This window comes from Mucilaginibacter sp. RCC_168 (assembly GCF_041355315.1).
In the GTDB taxonomy this organism is placed as follows: domain Bacteria; phylum Bacteroidota; class Bacteroidia; order Sphingobacteriales; family Sphingobacteriaceae; genus Mucilaginibacter.
This window is the reverse complement of sequence record NZ_JBFUPN010000011.1, coordinates 71,336-83,805: the sequence shown is the minus strand read 5'-3', so window position 1 is coordinate 83,805 and position 12,470 is coordinate 71,336. Positions and strand designations below refer to the sequence as shown.

8 protein-coding genes are annotated in these 12,470 nt (G+C 41.2%); 7 read left to right on the top strand and 1 reads right to left on the bottom strand.

Annotation, left to right across the window (positions count from 1 at the left end):
- Positions 1 to 292 precede the first annotated feature (292 nt).
- The 6 genes from AB6735_RS12090 (at position 293) to AB6735_RS12065 (ending at position 9,637) form a co-directional block, all read left to right on the top strand.
- Positions 293 to 1,678: a sugar porter family MFS transporter gene (locus AB6735_RS12090; RefSeq protein ID WP_370996185.1), complete on the top strand. Its 1,386-nt coding sequence runs from the start codon at positions 293 to 295 to the stop codon at positions 1,676 to 1,678.
- A complete protein-coding gene (locus AB6735_RS12085) occupies positions 1,671 to 2,540 on the top strand; it encodes a phytanoyl-CoA dioxygenase family protein (RefSeq protein WP_370996184.1) in 870 nt (289 codons plus the stop codon). Before AB6735_RS12090 ends, AB6735_RS12085 begins: the two co-directional genes overlap by 8 nt.
- Positions 2,541 to 2,545: 5 nt before the next feature.
- Positions 2,546 to 3,367, top strand: a complete 822-nt coding sequence (locus AB6735_RS12080) for a sugar phosphate isomerase/epimerase (protein ID WP_370996183.1) — start codon at positions 2,546 to 2,548, stop codon at positions 3,365 to 3,367.
- 88 nt (positions 3,368 to 3,455) lie between these two features.
- The gene (locus AB6735_RS12075; protein WP_370996182.1) at positions 3,456 to 5,327 is read left to right on the top strand and encodes a DUF1565 domain-containing protein; all 1,872 of its coding nucleotides are present in this window, start codon (positions 3,456 to 3,458) and stop codon (positions 5,325 to 5,327) included.
- Positions 5,328 to 5,464: 137 nt separating this feature from the next.
- Positions 5,465 to 8,242: a glycosyl hydrolase-related protein gene (locus tag AB6735_RS12070; protein WP_370996181.1), complete on the top strand. Its 2,778-nt coding sequence runs from the start codon at positions 5,465 to 5,467 to the stop codon at positions 8,240 to 8,242.
- 267 nt (positions 8,243 to 8,509) lie between these two features.
- Complete coding sequence (locus AB6735_RS12065; protein ID WP_370996180.1) at positions 8,510 to 9,637, top strand: hypothetical protein; 1,128 nt, start codon at positions 8,510 to 8,512, stop codon at positions 9,635 to 9,637.
- A gap of 343 nt (positions 9,638 to 9,980) precedes the next feature.
- Here AB6735_RS12065 and AB6735_RS12060 read toward each other — a convergent pair whose 3' ends face one another.
- Entirely contained in the window at positions 9,981 to 10,832 is an 852-nt protein-coding gene (locus AB6735_RS12060; RefSeq protein WP_370996179.1) for an AraC family transcriptional regulator, read from the bottom strand.
- Positions 10,833 to 10,983: 151 nt separating this feature from the next.
- On the opposite strand from AB6735_RS12060, the gene AB6735_RS12055 reads away from it, so the two are divergent.
- On the top strand, positions 10,984 to 12,408 hold the full coding sequence (locus AB6735_RS12055; protein ID WP_370996178.1) for a hypothetical protein: 1,425 nt from the start codon (positions 10,984 to 10,986) through the stop codon (positions 12,406 to 12,408).
- The last annotated feature ends 62 nt before the right edge of the window (positions 12,409 to 12,470 follow it).

Here is a 12,470-nt window from a genome sequence, read left to right as displayed (position 1 = left end):
AACCACCGGCAAACTTAACGAAGGATCGATAAGTTCATTTCAATATGCTGGTGCCATCAACTTCAAATGCGCGGTTCTAAAAGTTTTGGCAACAAAAGACGCGGTTTCATCTAACGGTAGTTTTTGAACAAAGAGCTTCGTCTATTGACTATATTTTGTGTTTGTGTTACAATTCAGTTCAATTTTGGCTTTTTTTAATAAAATAATTTACTTTTTCGATATGAAAGTGTAAGGTATCAATACGAAAAGCAATTAGCTTAGTGTTTTACCAAACGAAACCAATCCGGCTGACATGGCTATAGTACCTGCATTAAAAACATCGAAACAACCAGCGCTGAAAACAGAAATAATAAATACCAGGTTTATTATTATCATTAGCACGGTGGCCGCATTAGGCGGTCTCCTATTTGGGTTTGATACAGCTATTATTTCAGGCGCTATACCCTATATTACTTCGTATTTTGGACTCGGTGGGTTTTCGCTGGGCTGGGCGGTTAGTTCAATCCTGATAGGGTGTGCTGCGGGTGCAATGATGGCAGGATTGGTGGCAGATAAATATGGGAGACGTTTAACGCTCATTATATGTGCTGTGTTGTTTGCGCTTTCTGGTCTGGGATCAGGTTTAGCATCAGACTTTACTTTCTTCGCCTTTTTTCGTTTGATCGGAGGATTGGGCGTAGGCGCGGCGGCAATGATTTCACCAATGTATATTGCTGAAACGGCACCCGCTTCGCTACGAGGCAGGTTGGTCGCATTATACCAGCTGGCCATTGTGCTTGGCATATTACTGGCCTATTTCTCCAATTATCTTTTTGAAGGATTTGGTGAAAACAACTGGAGATATATGTTTATATCACAAGTTGTTCCTTCTTTTTTATTCCTTGTAATGTTGTTATTTGTTCCCGAAACACCACGTTGGCTGGTTAAAAAAGGCCTTAAGCAGGAAGCATTATTGATATTGACGAGAATTTCGGGTAGTGTAACCGCTAACCAGGAAATAGAAGAAATTGAAAATACTTTTAATTGTGAAAAAGATTCGGGTTTAAAGGTGTTGTTTAGCAAGACTTATCGCCCTGTACTATTCATGGGCATATTGATCGCAGTTTTTCAGCAGGTAACCGGCATTAATTCCATTCTTTATTACGCGCCCGTTATATTTAAAGAAACCGGGCTAAGCACTGCATCTTCCTTATTGCAAACCATTGGTATTGGTGTGGTGAACGTGATATCAACTTTTATTGCTATCGGTCTGGTAGATAAGGTAGGGCGTAAAAAATTCCTGCTATGCGGAAGTTTATTGATGGGGATTTCCCTTTGTGCTGTGGCACTCTGCTTTCATTACCGGTATTTTGACAACTACATCGTGCTGTTGTTTATGCTACTTTACGTCGGTGCATTTGGCTGCGCGCTTGGCGCGGTGACGTGGGTGTACCTTTCTGAGATATTCCCCAACCGCATCCGGGGACTGGCTTTGTCTGTTGCGACCTTGTCATTATGGCTGGCGGATTTTATGATTACCTATACGTTTCCTATCATGACCAAAAATTTGGGAACAGCGGCTACTCTGTGCTGTTACGCCGGGTTATGTGTATTCGCTTTTTGCTATGTGCTTTTAAAAGTTAAGGAAACCAAAGGGAGGTCTTTAGAAGAAATTGAAAAACTGTTTATCCATGAATAAGGAACACGCATATATTAATATGGGGCAAGTATCGCCTCACAATATCGCTTTTTACACTCAATATGGCTATTTGATCGCCAATAACTTACTAACTGCAGATGAGATCGGCACACTTAAAAAAGAGACTGCGGCCATCTTTAAGGGTGACCGCGGACAAATCGAGGGACTGCTCCAGGTCGCCGATAATGAACCGGATGAGGAAGTATTAAAAAGATATGTAGCCATCCACTTCCCGCACAAAATCTCAAAGATTATTCACGATTCGCTTTTCCAGCCTAAGGTTATGGGCATTTTACAGGCCACTGTCAGCGTCAATATCAAATGTATGCAATCTATGCTCTTTGTCAAATCACCCGGCAAGGCCGGCCAATCCTGGCACCAGGATGAGTATTATATACCAACAAGAGACAAATCACTGGTAGGCGTCTGGATTGCGATTGATGATGCCAACGTTGACAATGGTTGTCTCTGGATTATTCCCGGCAGACCTGGTTACATCATGAAAAGGGTGGCGAATGACAACAAGACTTATGCCGATGTAGATACAGTGGACGTTTCGGCCGCGGGCGAACCTATCCCTGTAGAAGTTAAAAGCGGTTCAGTGGTTTTTTTTAACGGCTATACGCTGCATAGTTCACAAAGTAACAGGACATCTGACTGTTTCCGTACCGCATTGGTTAATCACTACATGAGTGCCGAATCAATGCTTCCCTGGGACCAGGATGGGAAATTGCAGCCATCGGAAGATTGCCGGGATATTGTATTAATTGCCGGCGAAGATCCTTACGCCTATAAAGGTATTACAGATGTAAACAAACCTTACTTAAGGCCTGAGATTCTGAAAATTAAAACAGAGGTATAACGTACATGGAATTAAAAGTTTTTTGTCCGCATTGGGGAAACGAAAATATAAAGCTGGGTGAGTTCTTCAGACTAGCTAAACAACAAGGGTATGATGGCATAGAATATGGCTTCACAGACGATTCGCCTACCTCAAAAGTTGATGAGATTTTTAACACGGCCGCAAAGGAGGATATGTTAATAATAGCCCAGCATTACGATACCAATGAAGCGGATTACCACAAACATTATGAGGTTTATAACTCGTGGTTGTGGAGAATGAACAATTACAAACCATTTAATATTAATTCGCAGACCGGTAAAGATTTTTTCTCCTTCGAAGAGAACGCATCTCTGATTAACGCGGCAACCAAATTTTCACAGGATAGCGGTATTAAAGTGCACCATGAAACCCACAGAGGTAAGTTCTCATTTGCTGCACATATTACAAAACAATATCTCCAAAAAATCCCTGATTTACAAATTACATTGGATGCATCGCATTGGGTTTGCGTGGCTGAATCGTTTTTAAAAAATCAGCAGGAAGCTATGCATTTAGCCATTGAGAGAACAGAACACATCCATGCACGGGTAGGCTATGAAGAAGGACCACAGGTGCCTGATCCACGTGTACCTGAATGGCAATATGCGTTAGATATGCATTTGAACTGGTGGGATAAGATTGCTGCACGTAAAACAAATGAAGGTACTGATGCCGTGTTAACTATAACACCAGAGTTTGGGCCATTTCCTTACATGGTTTCAATGCCATTTACTCAACAGCCTATTACTAATCAATGGGAAGTAAATGCATACATGATGCAGCTATTAAGAGAAAGGTATGGTTAACGGTCATGGTTAATAAAATGGCATTTGAGAGGAAATTACACAAAAAAAGATGTTAATGAGAAAGTTTAAACTATTGATTTTATTGATAATGACAACTTTGGTTGTCTCGGCTAAAGAATATCATGTATCTCTAAGCGGTAATGATGCAAATGATGGAAGTCTGGCAAAACCCTTTAAAACAATTTCTGCCGCAGCAAACGTGGCCATGCCGGGTGATGTGATCATTGTTCATGCCGGTGTGTACCGGGAGCAGATAACGCCCCCTCGGGGTGGCAATTCAGAAAAGGAACGAATTGTTTACCAGGCTGCCAAAGGAGAGAAGGTTGAGATTAAAGGCTCGGAAATAATAAAAGGCTGGAAAAAAGTCGGTAACAACACCTGGATGACGAAGATCCCGAATAATTTTTTTGGAAAATTTAATCCATACAACGATTTAATCCGTGGAGATTGGTATTGGCCTCCTAAAGGCAGTACCTACCATACCGGGGCTGTGTATCTGAATGGCGACTGGCTGATGGAGGCTATTAAACAGGAAGATGTGATGAAAGCAGCAGACGAAAAAGACCCGCTCTGGTTTTCAACAGTTGATTCAACCACAACAACAATATGGGCGCAGTTTAAAAATGTGGACCCTAATAATGAAACGGTTGAAATTAATGTAAGGCAAACGGTTTTTTATCCGGATAAGCCATTTATTAATTACATCACGCTTCGTGGTTTTACCATGCAGCACGCTGCTACGAACTGGGCGCCACCTACAGCTGAGCAAATGGGACTTGTTGGCACACATTGGAGTAAAGGATGGATCATTGAAAACAATATCATCCAATACTCAAAATGCGTGGGCATTGCATTGGGCAAATATGGCGATCAATGGGATAATAACAATACCGAATCGGCATTGGGATATGTAGGTACTATCAACCGGGCATTGGCACTTGGATGGAATAAAGGTACTGTTGGAGGTCATATTGTCCGCAACAATACAATAGCCTATTGCGAGCAGGCAGGTGTGGTAGGCAGCATGGGATGTGCATTCAGCGTTGTTGAAGGCAATACAGTACACGATATTCATATCAGAAGATTGTTCAGTGGTGCAGAGATGGCAGGCATCAAATTTCATGGGGCTGTTGATGTTCAAATCCGAAATAACCATATCTACCGCACGAATATGGGCGTTTGGCTCGACTGGATGGCACAAGGTACACAGGTGAACAATAACCTGATGCACGATAATGATCTGGATATTTTTTTAGAGGTACAACATGGGCCTATACTGGTTAGTGACAATATTTTACTTTCAAAAACAAGTTTGCTGATGAACTCCAGCGGCGTTGCTTTTGCACACAACATATTTGGAGGCAAGATGACCGTGATATCTTACGACAACAGGTTGACACCTTATCTCAAACCACACTCTACCTTTGTTGCCGGACTTCATGATAACGCTGGCGGAGATTGTCAATTTTTTAATAATTTATTTGTGAATGGAGGCGATGCAGGCGAATACAATAAAGCCATATTACCGGTGATTTTCGATGGGAATGTTTATTTGAAAGGAGCTATCAGGGCAGTAGCAGGCGATAAAAAAAGGAGCTTTGGCGAAATAAGTTCAGAAGCAAAAGAGAAACTAAAAAATGTTCGGGACAAAGATGCCCTGGAAACGAATTTTTTGACGGAGGAAAATTTTGATGCCGGTGCGAAGTTGATAGCGGAAAAGGAAAAAATGTATTTAGAAATAGCTTTGGACAAAAATTGGCTGATCAAACAAAAAAGAAAATTAGTGACAGGACAACTGTTGGTTAAAGCCATTGTTCCCGATTTACCGTTCGAGAATACGGATGGCTCCCGGCTAATAATTGACAAGGACTATTTTGGCCAGAAACGAAATGTCCTAAATCCGTCGCCGGGTCCGTTTGAAATAGTGAAAAGCGGAAAGCAACGAATCAGGGTATGGTAAACCACAACAGAGCCCAGAACTCAAAGAAATATGAAACATAGGCGGATACAATCGGCTAATTGATCCAAATCGATGGTGGATATGTGTATTTAATAGTGTTGAAAAAGAAAGACAAATAATAAGAAGACTCAATTAGCATGAGAAAGATTTTTCGTTTAGTTATTTTACTTGCCATTTGCTTGATATCTGTCGTAATTTCAAAAGCGCAGAATTATGATCCTAAATCAACAATACCAGGCAAAAACAAGACAGAAGAAGAACAGAATGCTAAGGATAGTTTGTCAAAAAAGTCAGCTGTCGAAAAAGTTATTATTGTTTATAAAACACATTTTGATCTGGGTTACTCCGGGACCGTACAACAGGTTGTACATGATTACCGGACGTCGATGGCAGACATGGTAATTGAGGCTATCGACAAAAATATTAATCAGCCTAAGGATAAACAATTTGTCTGGACGCTTTCAGGATGGCCGATGAAGCAGATCCTATGGGACGGACAGGCAGCTGGTCGCAAGAAGAAAATTGAAAAAGCCATCTCTGATGGCAACATCGCTATTCATGCATTACCATTTTCAATGCATGCAGAAAGTGCAGATATTGAAGACATGGTAAGGGGGCTTAATATTTCATCAACTCTTGCACGAAAGTATAGACAGCCACTTTCTATCAGTGCAAAAATGAGCGATGCTCCTTCTTATTCATGGTTTATTCCAACGCTTCTCGCAAACGCCGGCGTTAAGTTTTATCACATGGGCGGGCCGCAGGTAAATATAACATTGGGACTGCCACCCTTTTTTTGGTGGGAAGGACCTGATGGATCCCGTGTTCTCACGCTTTACAATAATGGCTATGGAAGCGACCCTCTTCCGCCAGCTAATTGGCCCTATAAAACCTGGTTACACATCAGCATGACCGGTGACAACCAGGGGCCACCCGCCCCTGAAACCATAGCCAAAGATCTCGCATATTATAAAAGGCTTGGGATTGAAGCCAATGTTGGGACAATGGATGATTTTTCCGAAACGATCATGAAAGAGGATTTAAGCAAACTACCTGTCGTTCACAGTGATATTGGTGATGTATGGATCCATGGTACAATGAGTATGCCCGAGGCAACCAAACTGGCTCAAAATATCAGGCCTTCAATTGGTGGAATGGACAAGCTGTCGACGCTCGAAACGATCTGGGGTATTTACCGTCCCGACTTGCGTAATATAACGGCCGAAGCGTATGAACAAAGCCTGCTTTACAGTGAACACACCTGGGGGCTCGCCAACCAGCATTACATAAAAGTTCCTTATGGAAAAGCTTGGGATGAATTGTGGAGCAAAGGTTTGCCCCCTCAATATAAATTAATGGAAGAATCATGGAGATATAAAGCAGATTATATCACCAATGTTCAAAGACTTATCTCAAATCCATACCGGGATGCGGTAGCATCACTTGCGGACAATGTTAAAGTGGAAGGACACCGCATAGTTGTTTATAATCCTTTGCCCTGGAAACGCGATGGGGAAATTGAACTTGATACACGCCTGGCCTTCGGTAGCGATTTTGCCTCACTCAAACCGGTTGATGGAGGTGCCGCTATCACAGTTTCCCATGAATCCCCGTCAATTGAAGACAAAGCGCCTATGTCCCGTTTCGTAGTTAAGGATATTCCACCCATGGGCTATCGTACTTATGTAGCTTCCAATGAGAAGGTTGATAATCCGGAGATGATTGCAGATAAAAATTCAGGAGTGATAGAAAGTCCGTTTTTCAAAGCAGCCATCGACGCTAAACGGGGCAGGATTGCCAGCCTGATTGATAAAAGAACCGGAAAAGAGCTGGTTGATACAAATGCTCCGCAAGGTTTCGGCCAGTATTTTTATGAGCGGTTTGGATATAAGCAGCTTTCCGGATGGATAGACAAATCGCTTTATCCCCAATATCAGGCGCACAGGTTTTCGTTTGTAGCTTATGATATGCCTCAGGATGTTGTCTACAGTTCGGCACTTCCAGAGGATATGACCCTGACTATAGAAAAATCTGCCATAGATGTTAAAGCCGTATTAATTGGTACTATTCCCGGACCCGGACAACCACAAAAGATTTCTATCTCATTGAGCCTTTCCGGTCTGCAACCTATAGCCGATCTCGAAGTGAGCTGGCAGAAACAACCCGATTCCTGGCCGGAAGCAGCCTGGATTTGCCTGCCGTTTAAATGCGACAATCCCCGTTTTCGCCTCGGTCGAATAGGTGCCGACGTTGATCCGGTTGAGGATATGAACGTTGACAACGCCAATTATCATTTATCGTGGGTCAATACCGGAGTAGCTGTGTATAATGGAACTACAGGAGCTGGAGTAGGTATCTGTTCGCCCGATGCACCTTTGGTAAGCCTCGGAGAGCCCGGAGAATATAAGTTTGACAAGCGTTATAAGCCCCGGAAACCATATGTATATATAAACCTGTATAATAACCATTGGCGTACCAATTTCCCTGCGTGGATCGGAAATGGGCAACGTATGAGTGCCCGGGTACGGATATGGGCATTTGACAAATTCACGTCTGAAAGTGCGCTATATACGCCGGCCATGGAGACACGTGAGCCTATGCTAGCAGCTTGTTCCAATGTAAAGAACGGGAGCTTACCGGTTACACAGGCTGGTATTTCTCTTTCGCGCAAAGGAGTAGCTGTAACGGCATTTGGTCCGAATCCTGATGGCGAGGGTATTGTTCTTAGAATTTGGGAGCAAGGGGGGCTAACAAGTAAAATTGAAGTTTCCCTGCCGCAGAATATTAAGAAAACATCAGCTCAACCCGTAAACCTGCGAGGGGAAAATTACGGAAAACCTATTGATATTAAAGATGGCAAGTTAACATTCGAGATTCATGCTTATGCTCCTGCCAGTTTTGTTCTGAAAAACTAGGGCAATGAATTATCATGTAGTATAAACGTTGTTTTTCTATGGCAAACAATTGACGGGTTATAAGCGAACACAGACGAGGTAAAATACGAAACGAATAATGTCAGATGAGATAGTCAGAGGTAAATGGCCAGCGTGATTTTGTTTTCGAAAACCAAATCAAATTGCATAAGCGGTAGCAATAAGTTTTACCGATCAAAAAGGTCTAACAATGACATTCTTTCATAAAGGAAATTAATCTAAACACACCAAATATTTTACTATTAAACTATGAAACAAAATTTATTAAAAAAACTGACAAGGCCGAAAAAATCACATTTAACGTTGGCAATCGTCCTGTGTTTTGTTCTATTTAACTTTTCCTGCAAAAAATTGGGAGTTATAGATCCTTTAAAGGATCACAACTCATCTCCCGGCCCCAAAAACGAGCCGGCTCCATCCCTTGTTGAATATAATTTTGATAACGACAGCAATTCCGGTCTGATGTTCCAGGATGGAGAATCTATGGCTCTTCTTACTTCGGAAGCCAGGCGTTATGAAATTGGAAAGGTACTGCGTGTGAAAGCGGTTGATACGACAACAATAGAAGTGGCAAACTTTGCGCCTGTCGATATTTTGGATGCTACGATACTTTTGACTATTGAAGGACAGGCAAAACCAATAAAGCTTTTCAGGGTCGGGAAGATCAGGGCGCATGCAATTAAGGTGATACCATATTCATTTATTAAAGGGAGTACCAAATTTATAAATACCGACAATCAGGTAGTTGATCTGGTCCAATATAAAACTACAGGTATCCCAACAAACAAAGTATCTTTTGATTTTACCGGGACTACAGATCTGATCATAAAGCTCAAATCATTGGCTAAACTGAAATGGAAGGTCAAGTACCAGGACTTTGACCCCACAGATAATCCCAAGGATAATTGGAAGGATAATATCGACGCAAGAGATGTAAGAAGGTTCACTGGTTTGATGATCAATTTAGCGTATATGTTACAGGCCGACACGACGCAGAAAGTATTTTTAGCTGAACCGATCACGGATAACAACAAGGTTTTAATGACAACTGCACAAAAACAACAGGCTTTTAACAGCATACTCGATATCCCTAAATTTAATTGTGGCGTGGTGGTGAATGTTTCCGGATTAGGAGGTGGCTCCACTTACGGTTTGGCTGACTATCTCTTAGTCAAATACATGACCAAAAACATCTGTTTCGAAGCAGTGCATGAAATTGGTCATATGGTTGGTTTTTCTCACAGTTCAAGCATGACCTATCCTTCTTCAGATAACAGGGGTGCAGTTGTGGCAACCGGGAATGTGTATTTGATGATGATTGCGAAAGGCTTACTCCCCATAAAAACCAGCAACTATTATAAACCGTCAGATTTATAATGCGGATATAATGGTTTCTGTTTGAAATTAACAAATCATACTACTTCTTTACCTGTAAATTTATGAAGACAACTCAATTGAAAACATAACAAGGTCGAAAAATTCATATTCAACGTTGGCAATTGTCCTGTGTTTCGTCCTATTTAACTTTTCCTGCAAAAAATCGGGACTTACAAGTCTTGTAAAAGATCAACTTTCATTTGCCAGAGTTATTTGAAAAAGCCCGGTTTTTGCCGAGGGACTAAATATTATCAGTATAAATTGATTAATAGGGACAGTAGGCAAAGGAATTGAGGTTCTTATAGGCGTTATTGAGGTATCGCTTTTATAATACAATTATAACTCAATAATTTTTTCTGAAAGTTTTTGGAGGGAATTTTACTAACGAGTAAAACTGTTTGTTAAAATTAGACAAGCTGTTGTAGCCGCTTTCGTACGCGATTTCAGCTATGGATTTATCGGTCTCCATTAGCAACCGCTTTGCATTGCCAACTCTTGTTTCATTTATAAATTGGGTAAATGTTTTTTGAGTCCTTTTTTTGAAATAATGGCTAAACGCTGAAACACTCATGTTTAATAAGCCTGCTATTTCTGATACATCAAATGAGCTGTTGATATTGTTGTAAACGTAATTGTAAACTTTGTTCATCCTTGTACAGTCAACCTCATTCAAATAAGGTTTAAACCCTGGGCTGGACAGGTAATATATATCCGACTTTGAAAAAATATTAAGTATTTCAAGCAGGGCTAAAGTTTTTTCAAAGGTTGCCAGGTCTAATATTTTCAATATTTTTTCCTTTACTAATTCGTTTGTCGTGGCATCTTTTAAACAAATTCCTCTTCTACTGTTATTGATCAACTTTTCGATATGCTCAGCTCCGGTCAATCTGAAAAAGTATTCGCCAAGGAAATCTTTGTTAAATTGTACCACAATGGCAAGCGAATAGCTATCATCTTGTAAATGATTATCATTACACCAAAAATGAGGGGTGTTTTCTCCTACCAAAACAAGATCTCCAGGTTCGAAATTTTCTATACTGTCGCCTATGAATCTTTTTCCCCGACTTTTGAGTATTAATGTAAGCTCTAGTTCCGGATGATAATGAAGTGGAGCCGAAAATTTTTTCTCTTTTACTTCTCTCGCAACAAGAAGCTCCCCCGGGTTGGCCGTTATCTTTATAAATTGAGTCTTCATCTGCAAAATAATTACTTAATAAATTTATCTGTTTTGATTGGAAATTCAAACAAAGACTACCAATAATTCAATAGAGAGGAAGAAATTGACCAATTAGGGGCGATAATATCTGTTGGTTTAAAATACTTTTGTTTAAACCAATTTAAATTTCATGCCAGTAACTACTGATTATAAGGGGTATAAAGGATTACCCGCAATCGTTGGCCTCCACAAAATGGAGGATGCAATTGATAAAGGTTTAACGGTATCCGAAAGTGTGAACAGACTAAAAAGATATCATTGGACAGCAAAACGCTTAAGCCTTATTCTGATCGGACGGATCACGTCGATGCCTATATATGAGTTGAAAATGGCATTTAGTATGCATGCGCATTTGTTGGCAGAGCACGTAGAGCCGTTTTTTAACCGGGTAAGGGAAATGCGCGAACCTCCTTATGGCATGGACGAAACGCCCCATGTTGCCATGGACATTGTACTAAATGAAATTCAGAATGCCCCTACCACCGAAGCGCTGATATTAGGAATTTACCAATACATCATTCCAGCGCTTGTGAGTGGTCTGGAACGACATATTGCAGACAATAATAAGCTTTTTGATCATCCGACATATAGGATATGCAAACTGGCATTGTCAGATATAAAAGAAATTGAGGATTACGGACAAAAAGCTATCAAGGCTTTAATTTCTGCAGATGATCTGATAGCGTATCATGACTGGATGTGTTATCTTGAAATAGGTCTGAATTCAATGGGCGGCTTGGACGGAACACAGCCAGTTTCTGTGGTGGCGTCTGATGAATTATTCTGGAAAGAAGCTTACTTATTTGATTTTATTCCTCAAAGAGACGAACGTTTTTTCGATGGATATAATATGCGGGTTAATGCGGAAGCCTTCTTATTCGATAGGGATATTGATGCCCTTCCTAAAACACTTATGCTTTATTTTAAGCGCATGCGCGAAATTAATGTACCAGAGATGATGGCCAGCATCGTGCATGAAACCAAAGATAAGCCCTGGGAATATTATAGGGAAATGATTCGTCAGATATGGGATGAAGCCAGACACGCCATGATGGGCGAGGTAGGATTTGCGTCGCTCGATATTGATTGGAAGAAAATACCGATGGATGTCACCTGGTGCCATATCCTTAATACTGAGTTAAGTAATAAAGAGCGCCATGCGGTTCTGTTTTATATTGAACAAGGATTAATGCCGGCGAAGACCGGGAAAAAATACGAGTGGGAAGTTGCCGTTGCCACAACAAACAGACTCACAGAATTAATTCAGGATTATGATTGGGCGGATGAGGTATTACATGCCCGTATCGGTCGTGACTGGATTGTACCTGAATTAGGAGGGCAGGACAAGGCGTTGGAATTTGGCAACAGAGCCTGGGACAAGGCGTTAACTAACCGGTACGATCAATTTGAGCAGGAAGGGAGGACAAAGCATCACAATTGGTGGCCCGAGATTTACTCCGAGGCATGCAAACACTGGGAAATAGAACCCGACCCCGAGGTTTTGAATTTTGATATCAGTTACAGGGAATCCCGGCCGGATCAGCAAAAGGTATAGAACAGATCTTAATTATTTGACAGGAAAGCATTATGAAATGATCAGATGTTTTTCCTTCTTAA